At 72.4% G+C, this 22,150-nt stretch carries 22 protein-coding genes and 1 tRNA gene; 14 read left to right on the plus strand and 9 right to left on the minus strand.

Annotated elements, in window-relative coordinates:
* Window positions 1-106: 106 nt before the first annotated feature.
* Window positions 107-2,020: a DNA helicase RecQ gene (gene recQ / locus ACOTKD_RS29185; protein WP_424891979.1), complete on the minus strand. Its 1,914-nt coding sequence runs from the start codon at window positions 2,018-2,020 to the stop codon at window positions 107-109.
* Between the two features lie 94 nt (window positions 2,021-2,114).
* Entirely contained in the window at window positions 2,115-4,193 is a 2,079-nt protein-coding gene (locus ACOTKD_RS29190) for a restriction endonuclease (RefSeq protein WP_424891980.1), read from the minus strand.
* 258 nt (window positions 4,194-4,451) lie between these two features.
* Between ACOTKD_RS29190 and ACOTKD_RS29195 the strand changes: the two genes are divergently transcribed.
* Together ACOTKD_RS29195 and ACOTKD_RS29200 are read left to right on the plus strand one after the other, a co-directional pair.
* Window positions 4,452-5,672, plus strand: coding sequence for a cytochrome P450 (locus ACOTKD_RS29195; protein WP_424892154.1), 1,221 nt, complete (start codon window positions 4,452-4,454; stop codon window positions 5,670-5,672).
* Between the two features lie 5 nt (window positions 5,673-5,677).
* Window positions 5,678-6,955: a cytochrome P450 gene (locus tag ACOTKD_RS29200; protein ID WP_424891981.1), complete on the plus strand. Its 1,278-nt coding sequence runs from the start codon at window positions 5,678-5,680 to the stop codon at window positions 6,953-6,955.
* 59 nt (window positions 6,956-7,014) lie between these two features.
* On the opposite strand, the gene ACOTKD_RS29205 is transcribed toward ACOTKD_RS29200, so the two are convergent.
* The 3 genes from ACOTKD_RS29205 to ACOTKD_RS29215 all read right to left on the minus strand — a co-directional run bounded on the left by ACOTKD_RS29205 (window position 7,015) and on the right by ACOTKD_RS29215 (window position 7,625).
* Window positions 7,015-7,087, minus strand: a tRNA-Arg gene (locus tag ACOTKD_RS29205).
* A 39-nt stretch (window positions 7,088-7,126) separates the two neighbouring features.
* Entirely contained in the window at window positions 7,127-7,474 is a 348-nt protein-coding gene (locus tag ACOTKD_RS29210; RefSeq protein WP_424891982.1) for a DUF4190 domain-containing protein, read from the minus strand.
* A 1-nt stretch (window position 7,475) separates the two neighbouring features.
* Window positions 7,476-7,625 carry a hypothetical protein gene (locus ACOTKD_RS29215; RefSeq protein ID WP_235490814.1) on the minus strand — a complete coding sequence of 50 codons (150 nt, stop codon included), beginning with the start codon at window positions 7,623-7,625 and terminating at the stop codon, window positions 7,476-7,478.
* A gap of 117 nt (window positions 7,626-7,742) precedes the next feature.
* Here ACOTKD_RS29215 and ACOTKD_RS29220 point away from each other — a divergent pair, with 117 nt between their 5' ends.
* On the plus strand, window positions 7,743-8,384 hold the full coding sequence (locus tag ACOTKD_RS29220; protein ID WP_424891983.1) for a TetR family transcriptional regulator: 642 nt from the start codon (window positions 7,743-7,745) through the stop codon (window positions 8,382-8,384).
* On the opposite strand, the gene ACOTKD_RS29225 is transcribed toward ACOTKD_RS29220, so the two are convergent.
* Entirely contained in the window at window positions 8,350-9,669 is a 1,320-nt protein-coding gene (locus tag ACOTKD_RS29225; RefSeq protein ID WP_424891984.1) for a M6 family metalloprotease domain-containing protein, read from the minus strand. The two genes, ACOTKD_RS29220 and ACOTKD_RS29225, sit on opposite strands and share 35 nt — an antisense overlap.
* Window positions 9,670-9,932: 263 nt before the next feature.
* Here ACOTKD_RS29225 and ACOTKD_RS29230 point away from each other — a divergent pair, with 263 nt between their 5' ends.
* From ACOTKD_RS29230 to ACOTKD_RS29240, 3 genes are all read left to right on the plus strand, one after another.
* Window positions 9,933-10,598, plus strand: a complete 666-nt coding sequence (locus tag ACOTKD_RS29230; protein WP_424891985.1) for a TetR/AcrR family transcriptional regulator — start codon at window positions 9,933-9,935, stop codon at window positions 10,596-10,598.
* Between the two features lie 67 nt (window positions 10,599-10,665).
* Window positions 10,666-10,791, plus strand: coding sequence for a hypothetical protein (locus ACOTKD_RS29235; RefSeq protein ID WP_424891986.1), 126 nt, complete (start codon window positions 10,666-10,668; stop codon window positions 10,789-10,791).
* Between the two features lie 8 nt (window positions 10,792-10,799).
* On the plus strand, window positions 10,800-12,305 hold the full coding sequence (locus ACOTKD_RS29240) for an MFS transporter (RefSeq protein WP_424891987.1): 1,506 nt from the start codon (window positions 10,800-10,802) through the stop codon (window positions 12,303-12,305).
* A gap of 112 nt (window positions 12,306-12,417) precedes the next feature.
* Here the strand turns inward: ACOTKD_RS29240 and ACOTKD_RS29245 are convergent, their stop codons facing one another.
* On the minus strand, window positions 12,418-12,960 hold the full coding sequence (locus ACOTKD_RS29245; RefSeq protein ID WP_424891988.1) for a MarR family winged helix-turn-helix transcriptional regulator: 543 nt from the start codon (window positions 12,958-12,960) through the stop codon (window positions 12,418-12,420).
* A gap of 119 nt (window positions 12,961-13,079) precedes the next feature.
* On the opposite strand from ACOTKD_RS29245, the gene ACOTKD_RS29250 reads away from it, so the two are divergent.
* Entirely contained in the window at window positions 13,080-13,892 is an 813-nt protein-coding gene (locus ACOTKD_RS29250) for a dioxygenase (RefSeq protein ID WP_424891989.1), read from the plus strand.
* Between the two features lie 215 nt (window positions 13,893-14,107).
* Here the strand turns inward: ACOTKD_RS29250 and ACOTKD_RS29255 are convergent, their stop codons facing one another.
* Window positions 14,108-14,548 carry a hypothetical protein gene (locus ACOTKD_RS29255; RefSeq protein WP_424891990.1) on the minus strand — a complete coding sequence of 147 codons (441 nt, stop codon included), beginning with the start codon at window positions 14,546-14,548 and terminating at the stop codon, window positions 14,108-14,110.
* Window positions 14,549-15,018: 470 nt separating this feature from the next.
* Between ACOTKD_RS29255 and ACOTKD_RS29260 the strand changes: the two genes are divergently transcribed.
* Complete coding sequence (locus tag ACOTKD_RS29260; RefSeq protein ID WP_424891991.1) at window positions 15,019-16,020, plus strand: sigma-70 family RNA polymerase sigma factor; 1,002 nt, start codon at window positions 15,019-15,021, stop codon at window positions 16,018-16,020.
* A 138-nt stretch (window positions 16,021-16,158) separates the two neighbouring features.
* Here the strand turns inward: ACOTKD_RS29260 and ACOTKD_RS29265 are convergent, their stop codons facing one another.
* Window positions 16,159-17,118 (minus strand): helix-turn-helix transcriptional regulator, encoded by a 960-nt coding sequence (locus ACOTKD_RS29265; protein WP_424891992.1) that lies wholly within the window; start codon window positions 17,116-17,118, stop codon window positions 16,159-16,161.
* A 110-nt stretch (window positions 17,119-17,228) separates the two neighbouring features.
* On the opposite strand from ACOTKD_RS29265, the gene ACOTKD_RS29270 reads away from it, so the two are divergent.
* The 6 genes from ACOTKD_RS29270 (at window position 17,229) to ACOTKD_RS29295 (ending at window position 22,081) form a co-directional block, all read left to right on the plus strand.
* Window positions 17,229-18,728, plus strand: coding sequence for an MFS transporter (locus ACOTKD_RS29270; RefSeq protein ID WP_424891993.1), 1,500 nt, complete (start codon window positions 17,229-17,231; stop codon window positions 18,726-18,728).
* A gap of 98 nt (window positions 18,729-18,826) precedes the next feature.
* Complete coding sequence (locus ACOTKD_RS29275; RefSeq protein WP_424891994.1) at window positions 18,827-19,075, plus strand: hypothetical protein; 249 nt, start codon at window positions 18,827-18,829, stop codon at window positions 19,073-19,075.
* Window positions 19,072-19,473, plus strand: a complete 402-nt coding sequence (locus ACOTKD_RS29280; protein ID WP_424891995.1) for a DNA-binding protein — start codon at window positions 19,072-19,074, stop codon at window positions 19,471-19,473. Before ACOTKD_RS29275 ends, ACOTKD_RS29280 begins: the two co-directional genes overlap by 4 nt.
* 279 nt (window positions 19,474-19,752) lie before the next feature.
* Window positions 19,753-20,211 carry a GntR family transcriptional regulator gene (locus ACOTKD_RS29285; RefSeq protein ID WP_424891996.1) on the plus strand — a complete coding sequence of 153 codons (459 nt, stop codon included), beginning with the start codon at window positions 19,753-19,755 and terminating at the stop codon, window positions 20,209-20,211.
* The gene (locus ACOTKD_RS29290) at window positions 20,208-21,104 is read left to right on the plus strand and encodes an ATP-binding cassette domain-containing protein (protein WP_424891997.1); all 897 of its coding nucleotides are present in this window, start codon (window positions 20,208-20,210) and stop codon (window positions 21,102-21,104) included. Before ACOTKD_RS29285 ends, ACOTKD_RS29290 begins: the two co-directional genes overlap by 4 nt.
* A complete protein-coding gene (locus ACOTKD_RS29295) occupies window positions 21,101-22,081 on the plus strand; it encodes a transporter (protein WP_424891998.1) in 981 nt (326 codons plus the stop codon). The genes ACOTKD_RS29290 and ACOTKD_RS29295 overlap by 4 nt, the downstream gene beginning before the upstream one ends.
* The last annotated feature ends 69 nt before the right edge of the window (window positions 22,082-22,150 follow it).

Consider the following 22,150-nt stretch of genomic DNA (forward strand, 5'->3'; position numbering starts at 1 on the left):
GCGCCCTTCGCCCCTGCGTCTTCTTGCCCGGCACTTGGCGCCGCACATACACGTCAGCGTCCGGGAACCCTGCCCCTGCGGCCCCGCCGCCCTCCCGCCGTCGTCGTCAGCCGGCCGACGCCTCCCGGAGCTCGGACAGCACGGCGAGGATCTTCTCGCCGTGCTTCGCCAGCTTGCTTTCGCCCACGCCGCTTACGTTGGCAAGCTCGTCGAGCGATGTGGGCGAGATGGTCGCGATCTCCCGCAACGTCGCGTCGTGGAAGATCACATACGCGGGAACGCCCTGTTCCTTCGCCGTGGCCCCGCGCCATGCGCGGAGTGCTTCGAAGACCGGCAGTGCCTCGGCGGGGAGGTCGGCGGGCGCTGCTCGCTTGGCGGAGCCGGAGCCGCCGGACTTCGCCGACGTTCGCGTCGGCCGCTCCGGCTCGCTCCGCAGCCGCACCTCGCGGCGCCCGCCCAGCACCTCGCCGCTGGCATCCGTGAGGACCAGCGTGCCGTAGTCGCCCTCCACGGCCAGCAGGCCCTGCGCCAGCAGCTGCCGGACCACGCCCCGCCACTGCGCCGTGCTGAGCTCGGTGCCGATGCCGAAGACGGTCAGGCCGTCGTGGTCGTGCTGGATGACCTTCGCGGTCTTCTTGCCCAGCAGGATGTCGATGATCTGGCCCGCGCCGAACTTCTGGCGCCGCTCGCGCGCGAGCCGGTAGACCGCGGAGAGGAACTTCTGGGCGGCGATCGTGCCGTCCCACGTCTCGGCGGGGGTGAGGCAGGTGTCGCAGTTGCCGCAGGGGCCGCTCTCCTGCCCGAAGTACGCGAGGAGCCGTACGCGGCGGCACTCCACGGTCTCGCACAGGGCCAGCATCGCGTCGAGGTGGGAGGCCAGGCGGCGGCGGTGGGCCTCGTCGCCCTCGGAGCCGTCGATCATCTTGCGCTGCTGGACGACGTCCTGCAGGCCGTACGCCAGCCAGGCCGTGGACGGCAGGCCGTCGCGCCCGGCGCGGCCCGTCTCCTGGTAGTACCCCTCGACGGACTTCGGCAGGTCGATGTGGGCGACGAACCGTACGTCCGGCTTGTCGATGCCCATGCCGAACGCGATCGTCGCGACCATCACGATGCCGTCCTCGCGCAGGAAGCGCGCCTGGTTCGCGGCGCGCGTGCCCGCGTCGAGGCCCGCGTGGTACGGCAGCGCCTCGATGCCCTGCTGGGCGAGGAAGGCCGCGGTGTCCTCCACGCCCTTGCGGGAGAGGCAGTAGACGACGCCCGCATCGCCCGCGTGCTCGGTGCGCAGCAGCTCCAGGAGCTGCTTCTTCGGGTCGTTCTTCGGCACGATGCGGTACTGGATGTTGGGCCGGTCGAAGCTCGCGACGAAGTGCCGGGCGCCCTGCAGCTGCAGCCGGGCGGCGATCTCGGCGTGCGTGGCCTCCGTGGCCGTCGCGGTCAGGGCGATGCGCGGCACGTCGGGCCAGCGCTCGTGCAGCGCGGACAGGGCCAGGTAGTCAGGCCGGAAGTCGTGGCCCCACTGGGCCACGCAGTGCGCTTCGTCGATGGCGAAGAGGGAGATCTTGCCGCGCTCCAGCAGCCGCAGCGTGCCCTCCACGCGCAGCCGCTCGGGCGCCAGGTAGAGCAGATCCAGCTCGCCGGCCAGGAACTCCGCCTCGACCAGCCGGCGCTCATCCATGTCCTGCGTGGAATTGAGGAAGCCCGCCCGGACGCCGAGGGCCCGCAGGGCGTCCACCTGGTCCTGCATGAGGGCGATCAAGGGGGACACGACCACGCCGACGCCCGGTCTGACCAGGGCCGGGATCTGGTAGCACAGTGACTTTCCGCCGCCGGTCGGCATCAGGACGAGCGCGTCGCCGCCGGCGACGACGTGCTCGATGATCGCCTCCTGGTCGCCGCGGAACGCGTCGTAACCGAAGACGCGCCGCAGGCAGCCCAGGGCCTCACTGCCCGCGGCGGCGGGCGTGGGAGAGGGGGAAGGGATGGGGGCGGTGGGGCGGGCGGTCTCGGTGAGGTCGGCCATGCGGAAAGTCTAGGGGGGTCCGGTGACACCGGGCGGGGCCTGTGGATAACCCCCGGCGACCGATCTTGTGCGGCTGCCCGACGGCCCCGGCTTCCTACGCCACCTCGATGCCGTAGTCCCCCAGCAGTTCCTCCAGGCCGCCCCGGTAGCCCTGGCCGCCGATCACGAAGTCCCAGTCGCCGTTGGCCCGCTTCCGGAAGGAGCCGAGCACGAGCGCCGTCTCGCCCGCCCGGCCGTCGGAGACCTCCAGCTGCCCCAGCTCGGCCCCGGCCGCGTCCGCCAGCCGGATCCGGGCGTCCGTGAAGCCCGCGAGGTCGGCGTCCGGGTTCACCGCGGGGTCGACGGCCGCGACGAGCACGAGCCGGTCCGCGTCGGCGGGCAGCGCGTCGAAGGCGACGCGGACGGCGGCCTTGTCCCCGCGGGGCGGCGGCACGGTGCGCACGGCCCCGTCGGGGGTGGCGGTGTTGTTGAAGAACACGAAGTGTTCGTCGCTGAGCACGCGGCCGCCGTGGCAGACCAGGGCGCACACGTCGAGGGCGACGGCCCCGGACCAGGCCATGCCGAGGATGCTGTGCTCGCCGGGGGCGTCGGGTGCGGTGTCGTCCGGCGGGCTCGCCGGGGGAGCGGGCCGCCCCGCGCCGCCGCCCAGCCGGCCCCGCAGCCCGTGCCGTCCCAGCAGCCCCACCAGCTCCTCGCCCGAGACGAGGGTGAGCGGTTTGCCGTTCGCGAAGGCGTACGAGCCGGGGCCGAAGCCGGAGGTCGTGACCAGCACGCCCTTGTTGGCACCCGCGCCCTGCACCGTGCCGTACAGGTCCCGGACCGCGGTCGGCGGGACCGTCTTGCGGTACCGCTTCACCTGCACGATGATCCGGCCGCCGCTGATCGGGTCGGGGTCCAGCGCCTCGACGTCCACACCGCCGTCGTTGGACCGGGTCGTCATCACGGCCTGCATGCCCCGCGCGCGGAACAGCTGGGCGACCAGCGCCTCGAACTCGACCGGGTCCATCTCGTACAGGTCGGGGTCGTCGCCGCCCCCGTGCGAGACGACGCTGCGCCCCACGTCGGCGGGCATCCGGCCCGGCCGCACGGCGGCGAGCTGGTCGGGCCGGGCGGACAGCAGCCCGCCGAGCCCGTCGGTGAGGCAGTCCACCGCGCTGACCTGCTCCAGGTGCAGCCCGGCGAAGACCGGGCGGGAGACGGAGACCGAGGCGAGCACGATCTGGGCGCGGCGGCCCGTGGCCGGGTCGTGGTCGTCGACGAAGCCGTTGACGACGACGGACTGCAGCACCCCGGAGCCGTCCGCGGCGAAGAGGTCGCGCAGCACCAGCAGCACGCACTGCGCCAGCACGTCCCGGTAGACGGCCCGGCGCTGCGCCGCGGGCCGCGCCGTCTCCTTCTCCTCGTCGGCGGTCGGCATGTACCGCACCGCCTTGGCCTCCGGCACGATCTCGTAGCCCGGCAGCTCCCACAGCAGCACCAGCTGCCGGGCCGCCGGGTCGTACGCGGCCGACACCTGGTGCGGGAACTCGGCGGGCCAGGCGGAGGAGGCGTACAGCGCGGCCGAGAAGTAGTCGACCACGGCGTCGGGGTCCCCGGCGCGCAGCGCCGTGAGCATCTCCTCCACGCCCGCGTTGTGCTCCCGGACCTCGGCCAGCTGCGCGGCCGCCCACTGCTCGTACTGCCGCCGGTAGGCCTCCAGTTGCTGCAGCCGCGCGGCCTCGGCGGCCTGTGCGGCCCGCAGGTCGTGGTCGTACTGCTCCCGGCTGCGGCTCGCGCCGAAGCCCCAGCCGCCCTGCGCCTGGTACAAGACCGGGTTCGGCATCGGCACCGGCTGTCCCAGGTGCCCCGGATGGAACGGCTCCACCGTCTCGGGCCGGCGCAGCGCCGCCGTCGAGAACGCCGGCACCCGGCACCCCGCGACCAGCAGCCCCGTCAACTCCGCGACCCGGGCGTCCAGCTCCTCCGTGCGCCGCCGCGCCTCGGCCTCGCGCCGCTGCCGGTAGGCGGCCCGCTGCTCCCGGTCGGCCCGCGCGGCCTCGCGCGCCGCCGCCCGCTCCCGTCGCTCCTGCTCCCGCTGGAACTGGACCTGTTCCCGGTGCTCGGCTTCCTGGCGGCGCTGCTGCTGGCGCTGCGCCTCGGCCCAGGCGCCTATCAGTCCACTGGAGCGACTCATGTGAACACTTTAGTCATTTAGTAAGTGTTATCCCTGCTCGGGCCCCTGGCAGTAGGTGATGTGACGAAGTGTCGGTGGGGCGCGCGGCCGGCGCTGTACGCCGTACGGGTGATTTTCCCGGCGTGCCCCGTTGCGCGTGCAGCTTTCCGGGGAGCTTGACCTGAGGGGAGCACCCCCGACAGGGGACCCGACAGGGGAGCAGCCCCCGACGCAACGCAAGAGCAAGTGACCGCAGGCAACAGGCGGGTGGGACAGCTGATGGCGACCACGACAGCATCCGACTCCGAGCAGCACCCGGTGCGCTTCTGGGCCGTGGAGGACCTCCGCGGGCTCGACTTCGACCCCTTCATGGCCGAGCGGCTGCGGGAGGAGCCCGTCTCGCGGGTCAAGCTCCCGCACGGCGAGGGCCACGCCTGGCTCGTGACGCGCTACGAGGACGTCAAGTTCGTCACCTCCGACCCGCGGTTCAGCCGCCAGGCCGTGCTCGGCCGCCCGATCACCCGGCTGGCCCCCCACTTCATCCCGCTCGACGAAGCCGTGGGCTTCGCCGATCCGCCCGAGCACACCCGGCTGCGCAAGGCCGTGGCGCGCTCCTTCACGCCCGCGAGCCTCGAACGGCTCCGGCCCCGTGCCGAGCGCGTGGCAGGTGAACTCCTCGACGCCATGGAGCGCGAGGGCCCCCCGGCGGACCTGATGAAGCACCTGAACGGGCCCCTGCCGCTCGCCGTCATCAGCGACCTCATGGGCGTGCCGGAAGAGCACCTGCCGCGGATGGCGCACTGGACGGAGGTCCTGCTGTCGGCGGGCCACGGGCGGGAGGCCAGCGACCGGGCCAAGTCGGAGATGGCCGCCTACTTCGTGGAGATGCTGGGGCGCAAGCAGGAGGAGCCGGGCCCCGACCTCGCGAGCGAGCTGGCCGCCTCCGTCGCCAAGGGCGACCTCAGTACGGAGGAGGCCGTCGCCATCGCCCTGCTGATCCAGGCCAGCGCCGCCCACGCCGTGCGCAACAACAGCAGCAACATGGTCTACGCCCTGCTCACCCACCCCCGGCACCTGGAGCGGCTGCGCCGCGAGCCCGGGCTGCTGCCGCAGGCCATCGAGGAGCTCCTGCGCTACATCCCGCACCGCAACGCCGTCGGCCTCGGCCGCATCGCCATGGAGGACGTCGAAGTGGGGGGCGTGCTGATCCGGGCCGGTGAAGTGGTCCACTCCTCGTACCTCACGGCCAACCGCGACCCCTCCGTGTTCGACCACCCGGACGAGCTCGACTTCGACCGGGAGCACAATCCGCACCTGTCCTTCGGGCACGGCCCGCACTTCTGCCTGGGCTCGATGCTCGCCCGCCTGGAATCCGAGATCATCCTCACCTCGCTGATCACGCGCTTCCCGGACCTGCGCCTCGCGGAGCCCGTGGAGAAGATCCGGTGGCAGCGCAGCGCGCTCATCAGGGGACCGGAACACCTTCCGGTCGTGTGGTGAGCCGGATGACGACGCAGTCCTCGCCCGCTTCGCCTCCGGACGGCCCGGCGGCGGGCGGGGAATCCTGTCCGATGGCCGGCGCCCGCCCGCCCGGGGAGACGGTCCACGACTGGCCGGTCGACCACCTGCCGGCCCTCGCGTTCGACCCGCTCATGCACCGCCTGCTGCGCGAGGAGCCGATCGCCCGGATCCGGCTGCGGTTCGGCGAGGGCGACGCCTGGCTGGCCACGCGCTACGAGGACGTGAAGACGGTCGCCGCCGACCCGCGGCTGAGCCGCGCGCTCACCGTCGACCGGCCGGTCACCAGCATGACCCCGCACGTCGTGGCCCCCGCCGGCGGCGTCGGCCGCACCGACCCGCCCGACCACACCCGCATCCGCCGCCACGTGGCCCTCACCTTCGGCCGCAAGCGCGTCGCCGCCCTGCGCCCCCGCGCCGAGGAACTCGCCGACCAGATGCTCTCCCGCATGGCGGAGCACGGCGCCCCGGCCGACCTGACGGAGTGGCTCACCGGGCCCCTGCCCGCCCAGCTCATCGGCGAGCTCCTCGGCGTCCCGCCCCACGACCTCGACCGGCTGCAGAACTGGCGCAGCGTCATCCTCTCCAGCAACCACTCCGAGCAGGAGAGCAACGCCGTCAAGGGCGAGATCGCGGGCTACTTCAAGGCCATGGCGGCGCACCGCCGCGAGCACCCCGGCGACGACCTGTTCAGCGCCCTGACCGAGGCCCAGAAGGACGGCGGCCTCAGCATGCCGGAGCTGATCTCGCTCGCGGTGATGCTCGTCCTCAACGGCATGGACGCCGTCCGCAACCAGGTCTCCAACATGGTGTACGCCCTGCTCACCCACCCCGAGCAGCTGGCCGCCCTGCGCGCCCGCCCGGACCTGCTGCCTCAGGCCGTGGAGGAGCTGCTGCGCTACATCCCGCACCGCAACGGCGTCGGCCTGCCCCGCATCGCCACCGAGGACCTGCAGGTCGGCGACGCGACGATCCGCAGCGGCGAGGTCGTCTACGTCTCCTACCTGGCCGCCAACCGCGACCCCACCGTCTTCACCGACCCCGACCGCCTCGACCTCACCCGCGACGAGGCCCCCAACCTCTCCTTCGGCCACGGCCCGCACTACTGCGTCGGCGCACTGATCACCAGGATGGAGGCCGAAGTCATGCTCACCGCCCTCCTGAACCGCTTCCCCCGCCTGCGCCTGGCCGTCCCGGAATCCGAGATGCGCTGGCGCCGGGGCTCCATCAACCGCGGCCCGGAGTCCCTTCCGGTGGCCTGGTAGCCCGCAAAAGCCGAGGGGCCCTCCCGTCCGCACGGACGGGAGGGCCCCTCGAATTGCTGTGCCCCCGGGCAGATTCGAACTGCCGACACCCGCTTTAGGAGAGCGGTGCTCTATCCCCTGAGCTACGGAGGCAAGGTAGCCGTCAGTGTAGCGGGTGGCGGGGCGGCGGGGTCAGGGGCCGAGGCTCCAGGACAGGGTGTGGTCCGTCGTGGCCAGGGCCGCGAGGACGATCAGGTCGGCGGCGCCCAGGGTCAGGCCCAGGAGCGCGCGGCCGCGGCGGGTCGTGCCGCGGGCGAGGGCCAGGCCGGACAGGACGAGGGCGAGGGGGCCCAGGACGACGTTGAAGACCAGGAGGCCCACCAGGCCGAGGACGAAGGAGGCGACGGCCATGCCGTCGGCCTCGCGGCGGGAGGGCGGAGCGGGCGTCTTCCGCGTCTGCTGTGCGTTCTGCCGGGCCTTCTGCTGCGCCTTTTGCCGCGCCTTCTGCTCGGCGGCGCGGCCCGTCAGTGTCGTCGTCATCTCAGTGCTCCCTCCTGCGTTCGCGGACGGCGAAGACCAGCAGCCACAGGGCGATCGCCGTGGCCGCCGGGACGACCACCGGGAGCGTGAGGTGGGCGGCGGCGCCCACGAGGACTCCCAGGAGGAGCACGGCCGCCACTAGGAAGATCATGTCCTTCCCCTTCTTGGGTGAACACTTTCTTGGGTGAACAGTTGGAATGACAGTTGTTCACTGAAATCCAGCGTAGCGCTCCTGGCGCGCTGTGGCAAACAGTTGTTTACTGAATCCATGAACAGCAGCACCCGCGCCACCCTCGGGGTCCGCCAGGCCCAGAAGCTGAAGACCCGTCAGGCCCTCCTCGACGCCGCCCTGAAGCTGCTGGAGGAACAGAGCCTGAGCAGCCTCGGGCTGCGGGAGGTCACCCGGGTGGTGGGGGTCGCGCCGGCCGCGTTCTACCGGCACTTCCGGGACATGGCGGAGCTCGGGGTCGCGCTCGTCGAGGAGTCGCTCGGGAGCCTGCACGTGATGATCCGGGCCGTGCTGGCGGAGCAGCAGGAGGCGGAGGAGGTCATCGACCGCAGCGTCGGGGCCGTGGCGGACCACGTGCGGCGGCACCCGGCGCACGTGCGGTTCGTCGCCCGGGAGCGGCACGGCGGGGTGCGCGCGGTGCGGGAGGCCATCGCGGCGGAGCTGGCGCGGTTCGGGGACGAGGTCGCCGCCGCGCTCGCCGCGCAGGAGGTGTCGCGGGGCTGGAGCGCCGAGGACGTGCGCATGCTCGCCGGGCTCTACGTCGACCACCTCGTGATGACCGCCTCGGCGTTCCTGGAGGCCTCCGCGGAGGACCCGGAGGAGGAGCGGGTCATCGCCGACACCGCCCGGCGGCAGCTGCGGCTGATCAGTCTCGGCCGCCGGCACTGGCGCGCGGCCTGACCGTCCGCACCCGCACCCGCCAGTCGCCCCCGTCCGTCGTGCCGAGCACGTCGACCGTCACCCCGGGCCCCGTGTACGTCTGCCCGGCGGTGTACGGGGCGTCGCTCAGCGCCGCGTTGACGTTCAGGTCGCTCGTGTAGCAGCCCCCGCTGCCGGGCGTGGCGTCGGCGACGCGCACCGGCCCGGAGCCCGTGTACATGGTCGTCGTGACGGCGGTGACCAGGACGCCCGGGCGGCACACCACGTGGTCCAGCGGCCCGGGCGCCCGCGCCTCCAGCGTGATCGCGGTGTGCCGGGAGACGGGGAGCACGGCGAGCTTGAGGCCGCCGGGGACGGACGTCGGCGTCAGGGCGAACGAGCGGACGCCCGGCCGGTCCAGGCAGCGCACCTGCGCCGGGGCCAGCCAGCCCAGCTTCCACTTGTGCCAGGCGAGGAAGTCCTCGGACGGGCCCCAGTCCTCGTCCATCGGGTCCCAGTGCCCCACCGGCGTCTTCAGCAGGGCGGCGCCGCGGCCCGTGTAGTAGAGGTCGGGCAGGCCGAAGCTGTGGGCGTTCTCGTGGTTGAGGACGCGGAAGGGGCTGTCGCCCGTCTGGCGGCTCCAGATGAACGACACGTTCATGAAGGAGGTGCCCTCGGCCGTCGTCAGGCCGGTGGGGGTGCCGGCGAAGGTCACCGACCGCACGTCCTCGGTGGCCGGCGGCCCCGCGTCCGGGGTGACCAGCACGTTGATCAGGTCGTAGCGCCGGAAGTCGACGGTGTCGTCCACCGCGTCGAGGATCTCCGCCGACAGCGCGGCGTAGCCGTCGTCGCTGCTCGCGTCGAAGGGCGTGCCGCGCTCGATCCCGTACGCGGGGTACGGGCGGGACATCCGGATCCACCGCAGGACGGGCGTGGAGCGGTAGTCGAGCCGGCCGTAGGAACTGGTCCGGTAGTAGTCGGCGACGGCCGGGAAGAACTCGGCGTAGCGCTCGTGCGGGGTGATCGTGGCGGGGGAGTCCGGGAAGTCGATCAGGAAGGTGATCGCGCGCACGACGCCGCTGGAGGGGGAGTAGCCGGGCGGCGTGAGGGCGGTCTCGGAGACGTTGTCGGTGGCTCCGGGCAGGGCGCACGGGCCGGACGGCGGCCGCGCCCCCGTGTCCGGGAGAGCCGGCGGGCCGCCCCGTGCGCCGGCCCTGCCGTCCGGCCCGGCCCGGCCCGCGGGCACGGGTGAGGTCATGGCGAGCGTGGTCACGGCCATGACCACGATGGCCAGCGTCTTCATGACCACGATGGCCGGCGTCTTCATGCCGGGCGCCTCCCACGGGCGGCCGCCGCGGCGCCCTCTGTGATCAGCCTCCGCCGCCGGGTCGCGGTGCGCTCCCCGGACTGCGGCAGACGGGGCATGGCATCCCTGGCCGCCCCCTCGTCGCCCGGCCCGGGGCAAACGTGATGCGCGTCACCCTTCCCCGCCGAAATATCCGGGGACCCTCTCCCCGTTTACCCCTCGTACGCACGAACCGGGGACTCGATCCCCGGTTGTGGATCCCTCTCTCCGAAGGAGCAAAGGCCGTGGCCACCGCCCACCCGCCGCGCCTCCGCGCCGACGCGCTGCGCAACCGCGAGCGGATCATCACCGCCGCCCGCGAGGCGCTCGTCGAGTACGGGGCCGAGAGCTCCCTCGATGAAATCGCTCGACGGGCCGGGGTCGGCAATGCCACGCTGTACCGGCACTTCGCGGACCGCCGCGAGCTGATCCACCACGTCACCCTTCACGTCATGGCCCGCCTCGCCGAGCAGGCCGAGGCGGCACGAGCTGAGGAGCCCGATGCTTTCCGATCGCTGAGGCGGTTCGTCCATGCCGCCGCGGACGAACGCGTCGGTGCGCTCTGCACGTTGCTGGAAGAGGGCATGGACCCCGGCCACCCCGAGCTGGTGGCCGCGCGTGACCGCCTCGACGGACAGATCGAGCAGATCATGGCGGACGCGCGCGCGTCCGGTCAGCTGCGGGACGACATCGCGGTCGGCGATCTCATGGTCGCCGTCACGCAGTTGACGCGGCCGCTGCCGGGCAAGGGATGCGCGGTCTTCGACCAGTTCATCCACCGGCACCTGCAGCTGTTCCTCGACGGCCTGATGACTCCCGCCCGGTCCGAACTCCCCGGCTCCGCCGTCACCTTGGAGGAGCTGCGCCGCCAGAAGCACTGCGCCGCCACGGGCCCCGCCGCCGGGGCCTGATGGCCGCCGCCGGGACCGGATGACCTCCCGCTCCACCGAAGACGTGCCAGAAGACCTGCCAGAAGACGTGTCCGAAGACCTGCCAGAAGGCGTCCCCGCGGACGCCCCCGAAGACTTCACCGAGCCGAGCGAGCAGTACGGCTCGGACAACGCCCCACCGTCCCGCACCACCCCACCACCGCCGCCGAGGTAGGCCCACTCATGCCAGACGTCACCACCCCCCTCGACCCCAGGCGCTGGAAAGCGCTCATATTCATCGCCCTGGCGCAGCTGATGGTCGTCCTCGACGCGACCATCGTGAACATCGCGCTGCCCTCCGCCCAGGCCGACCTCGGCATCTCGGACGGCAACCGCCAGTGGGTCATCACCGCCTACGCCCTCGCCTTCGGCGGCCTGCTGCTCTTCGGCGGCCGCGTCTCCGACCTGTGGGGCCGCAAGCGGGCGTTCGTCATCGGCCTGATCGGCTTCGCCGCCGCCTCGGCCCTCGGCGGCGCCGCCGTCAACACCCCGATGCTGCTGGGCGCCCGCGCCCTGCAGGGCGTCTTCGGCGCCCTGCTCGCGCCCGCCGCGCTGTCGCTGCTCGCCGTCCTCTTCACCCAGGGCCAGGAGCGCGCCAAGGCGTTCGGCATCTTCGGTGCCATCGCCGGTGCCGGCGGCGGCGTCGGCCTGATCCTCGGCGGCCTGTTCACCGAGTACCTCAACTGGCGCTGGACGTTCTTCGTGAACATCCCCTTCGCCGTCGTCGCCGCGGCCGGCGCGATCGCCGTGATCCGCGAGCCGGCCGGCAGCCGCAACCCCTCCAAGCTGGACATCCCCGGCGTCATCCTGGCCACCCTCGGCCTGGTCTCGCTGGTCTACGGCTTCACCCGCGCCGAGTCCGCCGGCTGGACGGCCGGCAGCACGCTCGGCTTCTTCGCCGCCGCCCTGGTCCTGCTGCTCGCCTTCGTGGTCGTCGAGAGGAGGGTGAAGGCCCCGCTGCTGCCGCTGCGCGTGGTCACCGACCGCAACCGCGCCGGCGTCTACGTCTCGCTGGGCCTGGCCGCCATCGCGATGTTCGGCCTGTTCCTCTTCCTCACCTACTACCTGCAGGTCGTCCGGGGCTACTCGCCGGTCAAGACCGGTCTTGCGTTCCTGCCGATGATCGCCACGATGATCACCGGTTCCACGCAGATCGGCGCCCGCCTGATGAACCGCGTCCCGGCGCGCTGGCTGATGGGCCCGGGCTTCCTGCTCGCGGCCGTCGGCATGACCCTGCTCACCCGGATCGACCTGGACACCTCCTACGCGGCGGTCGTCCTGCCCGGCCTGATGCTCATGGGCCTCGGCATGGGTACGGCGTTCATGCCGGCGATGAGCCTCTCCACGTACGGGGTGCAGGCGCGTGACGCCGGTGTCGCCTCCGCGATGGTGAACACCTCGCAGCAGGTCGGCGGCGCCATCGGCACCGCGCTGCTCAACACCATCGCCGCCAGCGCCACCACCGACTACTTCAAGTCGCACATGGCGTCCGCGGGCGACCCGAAGCTGCTCACCTTCCAGTCGATGGTGCACGGCTACTCCACCGCGGTGTGGTGGGCGGTCGGCATCCTGGGTCTGGCCGCGCTGGTCGCGGTCGTCTTCGTCAACGCCGGTCAGCAGGGCGGCGTGGTCGCCGGCTCGGGCGACGGCGAGAACGCGGAGAACTCCGTCCCGGTCATGGCCCACTGACCCGACGGACCCGCACGAACGAAGGCCCCCGCCGTCCCGGCGGGGGCCTTCGCGCGTGTGCGGCCGCCCGCAGCCGCGGGTGCCGGCTGGCCGCGGTTGTGTGCGGCCGTTCTCAGCGAAGCCAGGGCAGGTCCGCCCCCGCCGGCTGCAGCCCCGTGGCGATCGTCCGGCACATCTCGCCGAACTGGGCCACCTGCTCGGGCGAGAGCCGGTCGAAGAGCGCTGCCCGGACGGCGGCGACGTGCCCCGGCGCGGACCGGCGCAGCATCTCGTACCCCTCGTCCGTGAGGACGGCCAGCTGGCCGCGCTTGTCGGACGGGCAGTCCTCGCGGCGCACCCAGCCGCTCTTCTCCAGGCGGGCGACGGCGTGCGAGAGCCGGGACCGGGTGATCTTGGCGTGCCGGGCGAGGTCCGTCATCCGCAGCCGGCGGCGCGGCGCCTCCGACAGGTTGACGAGCAGCCCGTAGTAGACGTGCGGCATCCCGGCGTCGCGCTGCAGCTGCCGGTCGAGGTGGTCCTCCAGGAGGGTGGTGGCGTGCAGGTACGCCCGCCAGACGTCCTGCTCGGCGTCGGTCAGCCAGCGCGGCCCGGCGGCGCTGCCGGCGGCGGGCTCCCCCTCCGGACGCGCGATGTCCTCTTCGGGTCGTTTGGTCATGACATCCACTGTTTCACCCACCGGTTTCCTGTCGCTCCCACACTGCGTCCTTGAAGTTTAAATAAGTGAGGCTTAAGCTGGGAACTGAAAGCTTGAGAGTTCAAGTATTTGGAGGGCGGATGCCTGCCGTCGACACCCCCACCGACATCCCCGCGGGTTCCGGCGCGCGCATGCCCGCGCTCTACCTCTCGCACGGCGCCCCGCCCCTCGCCGACGACGAGCTCTGGACCGCCGAGCTCGCCGCCTGGTCCGCGGAACTGCCCCGGCCCACCGCGATCCTCGTCGTCTCCGCCCACTGGGAAGAGGCGCCCCTCGCCCTCGGCGCGACGGAGACCGTCCCGCTCGTGTACGACTTCTGGGGCTTCCCCGAGCGCTACTACCGGGTCCGCTACGCCGCCCCCGGCGCCCCGGAACTCGCCGAGCGCGTCCGCAAGACGCTGCGCGGCGCCGGCACCCCCGTGCAGGACGTCCCGGACCGGGGCCTGGACCACGGCGCGTACGTCCCGCTCGTCGAGATGTACCCGGACGCCGACGTCCCCGTCCTCCAGATATCCCTGCCCACCCTCGAACCGCGCCGCCTGATGGAGATCGGGCGCAGGCTCGCGCCGCTGCGCGACGAGGGCGTGCTGATCGTCGGCAGCGGCTTCTTCACCCACAACCTGGCCGCGCTGCGGCACGCGGGCTCCGGGCCGCCCGGCTGGTCGGCGGAGTTCGACGCGTGGGGGCGCGAGGCGCTCGCCGCGCAGGACGTCGACGCGCTCCTGGACTTCGAGCACAAGGCCCCGGCGGGCCGCCTCGCCCACCCGCGGACCGAGCACTTCGCCCCGCTGTTCGTCACGCTCGGCGCGGCCGAGGGCGAGCTGGACGGCCAGCGCAGCGTCATCGACGGGTTCTGGATGGGGCTGGCGAAGCGGTCGGTCCAGTTCGGGTAGGGCGGGTGCGGCGGGTAGGGCGGGTGCGTGCGCGGGCGGGGCCGGTGCGTAGAGGTGCATCGGCCTTCACGCTAAGGCCGGTCGTCCGGCGTGCGAAACCGTCTGAGGTCCTACGTCGCAGGCCCTGTCGCCCGGCTCCTCGTACGTGGCTGGCTTCTTGTGTGTGGCCCGGCTCCTCGTACGTCACCCGGCCCCTCGTGCGTCACCTCGCCACGTCACATGTCGGCCCGGTGTTCGTGCCAGTAGAAGACGTAGTACGAGGCCAGCCCCATGCCCAGCGCGGTCAGCACGCCGATGCCCGCGGAGCGCAGCACCGTCCCGCCGCTGAGGGCGTGCAGGAATCCCATGCTGCCGCCGAAGAGCGCCCCGAAGGCCGCCGCGCGGACCTCGGCGATCATCGTGTTGCGCTCGCGGAGCAGGGCGTAGCCGGCTGCCATGGCGATCAGGCCGGCGACGACGCCGATGACGACCGCGGCGCCCGTGGTGTAGCCGTTGTCGCCGGCCAGGAAGATGGCGAAGAGGCCGAGGGCGATCCCGCCCGTGACGGGCACGGCCCAGGTCCAGCGGGCCGGCTCGCCGAGGCGGGTGCCGCGCGCCACCGGGCCGGGGCCCTCGTGGGCGGGATGGTGGCGCCCGGGCATGATCGAGTGCGTCATCGCGGGGCTCCTCTCTCGTCCCACCAGCGCACACCCGCGCCGGGACCGGGGCAAATCGATCAAACGGCGCCCGGCAATCGATCAAACGGCGCACGGCAACCACAGAGGCGCCGGCACCGTCCTTGAGGGTGGGAGACCGGTCAAGGGCGACGCTCCCGCCGGTGTGACGACCGTCTCAGCCGGCTGCGGCACCAGGGTCCCGCGGGACTGCCGGGACACCCCGTCGTGTGGTCTGACCTGCGCTTCCGTGGGTCTTCTCGACACGCCTCCGGGCCTGTGGCCGCGCAGGATACTGCATGATCACCAGAAACAAGATGTTCCGCGGGAATTCTGTCCGGATTCCAGTCGTTCTTTCCATCGGACGGGGCAACCGTGACAGGGTCCGCCCAGAGAGGACCGGAGAGTAAGGGTCCTCTTGGGTCCCGCACGCCCCGCCCGTCCCGCGACCGACTCATCGCAAGGGAGTACGCATGGCAACCCGTGCCGTCGCCCGTCGTAAGACTGCCGACAAGGGCGCTGAGGGGGCGAGCAGTGTGCGCGCCTCCGGGGAGATCGCCGACCGCGATCTGGTGGGCATGTATCTCGACGAGATCGCGCGTACGCCCCTGCTCGACGCCGCCAAGGAGGTCGAGCTCTCCCAGACCATCGAGGCGGGCGTCTACGCCCAGCAGATCCTCGACGGCCTGGAGGAAGCGGGCAAGGGCGCGAAGGCCGCCTCGCGCGAGGAGCTGGAGGCCATAGCCGCCGAAGGCGCGCGGGCCAAGGACGTCTTCATCAAGTCCAACCTGCGCCTGGTCGTGGCCGTCGCCCGCCGCTATCCCCGCAGCGGCCTGCCCCTCCTCGACCTGATCCAGGAGGGCAATGCGGGTCTCGTGCGCGCGGTGGAGAAGTTCGACTACACCAAGGGCTTCAAGTTCTCCACGTACGCGACGTGGTGGATCCGTCAGGCGATCACCCGTTCCATCGCCGACCAGTCCCGCACGATCCGGCTCCCCGTCCACCTCGTGGAGGAGCTCGGCCGGATCCGGCGCGTCCAGCGCGAGTTCAACCGCGAGAACGGGCGCGACCCCGAGCACGCCGAGATCGCCGAGGAGCTGGGCACCACCGCCGAGCGCGTCGGCGACGTCCTGGACTGGGCCCGCGACCCGGTCAGCCTGAACATGTCCGTCGACGACGAGGGCGAGACCCAGTTCGGCGACCTGCTGGAGGACACCTCCGCGGTGTCGCCCGAGCAGTCGGTGATCGCCCTGCTGCGCAGCGAGGAGCTGGAGGACCTGATCGGCCGCCTCGACCAACGGACCGCTTCGATCATCAAGGCGCGCTACGGCATCGAGGACGGCCGCGAGCGCACCCTCACCGAGGTCGGCAAGCAGCACGGCCTGACCCGGGAGCGGATCCGGCAGATCGAGAAGCACGCCCTGCTGGAGCTCAAGAAGATGGCACACGACACGGGCTTTGACGCGGCGGCGTAGTGCGGCGTAGTGACGTAGCGGCTTAATAGGGCATAACCTCATAGACCGGGCCCCGGCGCCACCCCCCCCTGCGCCGGGGCCCTCCTCTGCCCGCCGGTCGCTCACGTCGCCGCCTGCCGCCCGCCGCCCGCCGGTCGCTCAGGTCGCCGCGCGGCTGATCCGCGCCCCGAGCTCGCGCAGGTGCTCCACCAGCTCCCGGGGCTCGTGGACCGTGAAGTCGCAGTCCAGCAGGGCCAGCCGGAAGGCGACCCACTCCAGGGAGTCGGCGACCTCCAGATCGAGCCGGCAGGTCGTCCCGTCGACCGGCTGCGGGGCCCCGAGGTGCTGCGGGAGCCGTGCCGCGACGAACTCCGCGGGGGCGTGCAGCGTCGCGACGACCCGCATCGTCGGCTGCATCCGGCCCAGCGAGCCCTTCATGAACTCGGCGGCGTCGGCCGCCGGCAGCTCGCGCGGGGCGAAGCGGGCGCCCGTGGCGAACGGCTCGCTGACCCGGTCGACCCGGAAGGTGCGCCAGTCGCCGCGGTCGATGTCGTAGGCGACGAGGTACCAGCGCCGCCCGGTGCTCACCAGCCGGTGCGGCTCGACGAGCCGCTGCGTCTCGGTGCCGTCCCCCTTGCGGTACGTGAAGCGCAGCCGCTCGTTGCCGGTGGCCGCCGAGGCCATGACCGTCAGCGTCCGCGGGTCGACCGTCGCGCCGTCCCCGGACGTGATCGGGACCGTGGCCGCCTGCAGGGCCGAGACCCGGTGCCGCAGCCGGGACGGCAGCACCTGCTCCAGCTTGGCGAGGGCCCGTACGGACGCCTCCTCGATGCCGTCGACGGCGTGCCCGGCGCCCGCGCGCAGGCCCACGGCGATGGCCACGGCCTCCTCGTCGTCGAGGACGAGCGGCGGCAGCGCGGCGCCGGCCGCGAGCCGGTAGCCGCCGACCGCGCCCATGGTCGCCTGCACGGGATAGCCGAGGTCCCGCAGCCGCTCGATGTCGCGCCGGATGGTGCGCGTGGTCACGTTCAGCCGCTCGGCCAGCTCGCTGCCGGGCCACTCGCGGGGGGTCTGCAGCAGGGAGAGCAGGTTCAGGAGCCGTGCCGGAGTGTCGGTCATGACACCAGGGTGGCAGCGATGTGGGACACAAGCTGTCCTATATGGGGGCTACGGTCGGGTCATACGCCAAACGCGCCCCCTGCCCCACGACCGAAAGGCCAGGTCCATCCATGACCACCGATTCACCGCCCACCGACCGCCGCCGCTGGCTGGCGCTCGCGGTAGTGATGACCGCTTCCTTCATGGATCTGGTCGACGTCACCATCGTCAACATCGCGATGCCCAGCATCCGGCGTGACATCGACGCCTCCTTCAGCGTCCTGCAGTGGCTCAGCGAGGGTTACGCGCTGGCCTTCGCGATCGGCCTGATCACCGGTGGCCGGCTGGGCGACATCTACGGCCGCAAGAAGGTCTTCCTGCTGGGCATGGGCGGCTTCACACTGGCCTCGATGCTGTGCGGCATCGTCAGCGACCCGCAGCTGCTGGTCGGCGCGCGCGTCCTGCAGGGCCTGATGGGCGCCATGATGGTGCCGCAGGTGCTGTCGATCATCCACGTCACGTTCCCCGCGCACGAGCGCGGCAAGGTCTTCGGCATGTTCGGCGCGGTCGTCGGCCTCGGCGCCGTCTCCGGCCCGCTGCTGGGCGCCCTGCTCACCCAGTGGAACCTCTTCGGCCTCGAATGGCGCCCGATCTTCCTGATCAACCTGCCCGTCGGCATCGCCGGCCTGCTCCTCGGCCGCCGCTTCATCACCGAGTCCAAGGCCCCGAAGGCCCTCAAGCTCGACCTCGTCGGCGTCGCCCTGGCCAGCGTCGGCCTGCTGATGCTGCTCTACCCGCTCACCCAGGGCCGCGAGCACGGCTGGCCGCTGTGGGGCTTCATATCCATGGCCGCCTCCCTGCTCGTCTTCGGCGCCTTCATCGCCTACGAGCGCCACAAGACCCGCAAGGACGGCTCGCCGCTGGTCGAGCTGTCGCTGTTCAGGGTCCGGAGCTTCACGGGCGGCGTCGGCGTGCAGCTGGTCTTCGGCATGACCACGGGCATCTTCTTCATGGTCTGGACGATGTACATGCAGATCGGCCTCGGCTGGTCCGCGCTGCACGCGGGCCTGACCGGCATCCCGTTCTCGCTCGCCGTCTCCGCGGCGGCCGGCATGTCCGTGCAGAAGTTCGTGCCCCGCTTCGGCCGGAAGGTGCTCTCGACCGGCGCCCTCGTGATGGCCGCGGGCGTCCTCATCTACATCTGGGAAGCGGACCGCTACGGCGCCGACATCAAGTCCTGGCAGATGGCGCTCCCGCTCGTCGTGATGGGCGCGGGCATGGGCCTGATCGTCTCCCCGATCACCGACGCCATCCTCTCCGAGGTCCCGCGCGAGCACGCCGGCTCCGCGTCCGGCCTGATCAACACCACGATGCAGCTCGGCAACGCGATCGGGCTCGGCCTGGTCTCGGTCGCCTTCTTCTCGGTCGTGGACGACGCGGACCCGCGCCGCGAGCCGATGGCCGACATCTTCGGCGGCGCGTTCACCCACGCGATGTGGTGGGTCGCGGGCGGCATGGCCCTGGTCTTCGCCCTGCTCTTCCTCCTCCCCAAGCGGCGGAGGACGGAGGACGCCCCGGCGATGGAACAGGAGCCGGCGGCGGATCCGGAGCTGGAGCCGGCGGCGGCCTGAGCGATCCCCCTGTGACGCGCCCTGGGCGGGCTGGACGCATCCAGCCCGCCCAGGGCTTTCTCGTGCGTGGGGCGCGCATACCGCAGTATGCTCGCGCCATGGCGGACACGACACGCATCACGGTGACGCTGCCGACCGAGCAGGTCGCCGAGCTGAGAAAGCTCACCGACAACGTCTCCGGTTATGTCGCCGAGGCGGTGGCGCGTCAGCTGCGGCACCAGCTGCTCGGCGCCGATCTGGTGCGCCACCAGGAGGAACACGGGGCCTTCACCGAGGAGGAGCTGGCAGAGGCTCGCTCCAGGATCCTCGGGGTGACGGAGGCGGGCGGTCCGGCGAGCGCGGCGTGAACGAGCGCGTCGAGACCGTCGTCCTGGACTCCCAAGGGCTCTCCGCCTGGATCGCACAGGACCGCAAGATCCTCGCCATGTTCCAGGTGTTCCACGCCATGGGCGCCGATCTCGTCATCGGAGCCAACACCATCGTGGAAGTCAGCCACGCGCGGGTGAACGTGCCTCGGCTGCAGTGGGCGCTCTCACGCGTCAAGGTCGAGCCGGTGACCGAGAGCGCGGCGAAAGCGTCTGCGGAACTGCTCAAGACCGCGGGTCTGCACGGCCACAAGTACGCGATCGACGCGACGGTCGCCGAGGTGGCACTGCGCCAGCCGGGTCCGGTGGCCGTACTCACCTCCGACGTCGACGACATGGCCCGGCTGTGCGGTGACCGCGTCCGGATCATCGGCATCTGAGGAGACCTGCCGTACTCCCGGCCGCCCCGAAGCGCTTCCCGGCGGGCTCTGTCGTGACTGCCGGGGGCTGCCGGCTGCGTACGCCGATTGCCGCCCCGATCCCGGCGCGGTCCGCGCCTACGCCGACGCGGTGCGGCAGGCCGTACGCGCCACTGCCGGGGCCACGGCCCTCCCTTCGTAGCCCTCGGTCACGCCCCGGACGCGCAGTGTTCGGATTTGACGATCGTCGCACCCCCTCCGCATCATTCCACTAACACGTTAGTGAAACGAGGGTGCCGCATGATCGCGTTCCGGATCGACCGGCGCAGTGGCGTGGCCACCTACCTGCAGCTCGTTCACCAGGTCAGGCAGGCGCTCCGGCTGGGGGTGCTGGAGCCGGGGGACCGGTTGCCGACGGCCCGGGAAGTGGTGGAGGCCGTCGCCGTGAACCCGAACACCGTGCTCCGCGCCTACCGGGAGCTGGAGCGCGACGGGCTGGTCGAGCCGCGGCCGGGGCAGGGCACGTTCGTACGGCGGTCCCTGGCGCGGCCGGCCGCGGCCGCGGACTCGCCGCTGCGGGCCGAGGCCGCCGCCTGGGCCGGCCGGGCCCGCGCGGCCGGGCTGGAGCGGGAGGACGTCGCGGCCCTCGCCGCCTCCGTCCTCGACGACGCCTTTCCGCTCCCCGATCCACCACCGCCCTTCATCCCGGCCCCCCGCCCACCGCAGAAGCACACGCCCACGCAGGAGGAAGACACGTGACCGACGACCCCACCACCGCCCTGCGGGCGACCCGCCTGGGACGGAGGTTCCGCGGTGGCTGGGCCCTGCGCGACTGCGACTTCGCCCTCCCCGCCGGCCGGATCACCGCCCTCGTCGGCCCGAACGGCGCCGGCAAGAGCACGCTGTTCCACCTCGCCACCGGTCTGCTCCGGCCGACCTCCGGCGACCTGCGCGTCTTCGGCGCCGAGCCGGGCAGCCCGGCCGCCCGCGACCGCACCGCCTTCCTCGCCCAGGACAAGCCCCTCTACCCCCGCTTCACCGTGGACGACACCCTCCGCTTCGGCCGCGAGCTCAACAGCGACTGGGACCACGCCTCCGCCGAGCGCATCGTGCGCGCCGGGAACATCTCCCTCGACGCCCGCGTCGGCGCCCTCTCCCAGGGCCAGGCCACCCGCGTCGCGCTCGCCCTCGCCTTCGGCAAGCGCCCCGACCTGCTGCTCCTGGACGAACCGCTGGCCGACCTCGACCCGCTCGTCCGCATCGAGGCCATGGGCCTGGTCATGGCCGAGGTCGCCGACCGCGGCACCACCGTCGTCATGTCCTCCCACGTGCTGTCCGAGCTGGAGAACGCCTGCGACCACGTCCTGCTGCTCAAGCACGGCGCCGTACGCCTCGACGGCGACACCCAGCGGCTCTGCGACACCCACGTCCGGATCACCGGGCTCGCCGACCCGTCCACGGCCGACGGACTGCCGCCGGACGCCGACCGCGCCGGCGTGGTCGAGGCCACCGTCACCGGGCGGCAGGTGCACGCCCTCCTCCGTCACAGCGACTGGTCCCCGGGCGACCCGTGGATCGTCGAGAACCCCTCCCTGGAAGATCTCTCGCTCGCCTACCTGCGTTCAGACCACCCCGCCGAGGCCGCCGCATGAAGGGCACCCTCTGGCTCGCCTGGCGCCAGCAGCGCGCCCTGATCCTCACCGGCGCCGCCGTCCTCCTCGCCGTCACGGCCTGGGTCGTGGTCATGCGCACGGACATGACCGGCTTCATCAGCAGCCACCACATCGACACCGCCGGCTGCAAGGGCTGGGACGGCGACTGTCAGAACGGGGCCACGGGCGAAGCCGCCCTCAAACTGCTGGACGACAACAACGGCCCCCTCCGCGCCCTCGGCTCCCTCAGCACCGCCCTGCCCGTCCTCATCGGCATCTTCTGGGGCGCGCCGCTCCTCGGCCGCGAACTGGAGAGCGGTACGTGGAAGCTCGCGCTCACCCAGGGCGTCGGCATCGGCCGCTGGTTCACGACCCGCTTCGCCCTCGCCACCGCCTGCACCGTGCTCGGCTCGGCCGTCCTCGCCGCGCTCGTCGCCTGGTGGTGGTCGCCGGTCTCCAACATGCTGGGCGGCCTCTACTGGCACGACGGCTACATCTTCAACGCCACCGGCCCCGCCGCCGTGGCCTGCGCACTCTTCGGCCTCGCCGCCGGCACGGCCGCCGGCCTGCTGATCCGGCGCACCCTGCCCGCCATGGCCGCCGTGCTCGGCGCCGTCGTGGCCGTGCGGTTCGCGCTCAACACCTTCCGCTCCGACTGGATCTCGCCCCAGCTGTGGGTCAGCAAGGGCGACGCGCCCCGGCGGGAGATCGGCAGCGGCTGGTCGACCGGCGAGTTCGGCTTCGTCGACGCCGCCGGCCGCAAGTACGCGATCCCGGACGCCTGCGCCTGGGGCGAAGGCCTGCCCGACCTCAAGACGTGCATGGCCCAGAAGGGCTTCACCGGCCGCTACCGCACGGTCTACCCCAGCAGCGACTTCTGGACCTTCCAGTGGATCGAGACCGGCATATTCCTCGGCCTCGCCGCCGCCCTCGTAGCCGTCGTCTGCTTCGTGCTCAAGCGCCGGCCCCTTCCATAACCCCTGGTGCCCCTTCCGTAGCCCCCGATGCCCCTGCCGTAGCCCACTCGCTGCCTCTCCTGACCACGG

The sequence above is a fragment of the Streptomyces sp. XH2 genome (genome assembly GCF_049725035.1).
Lineage (GTDB): Bacteria > Actinomycetota > Actinomycetes > Streptomycetales > Streptomycetaceae > Streptomyces > Streptomyces roseoverticillatus.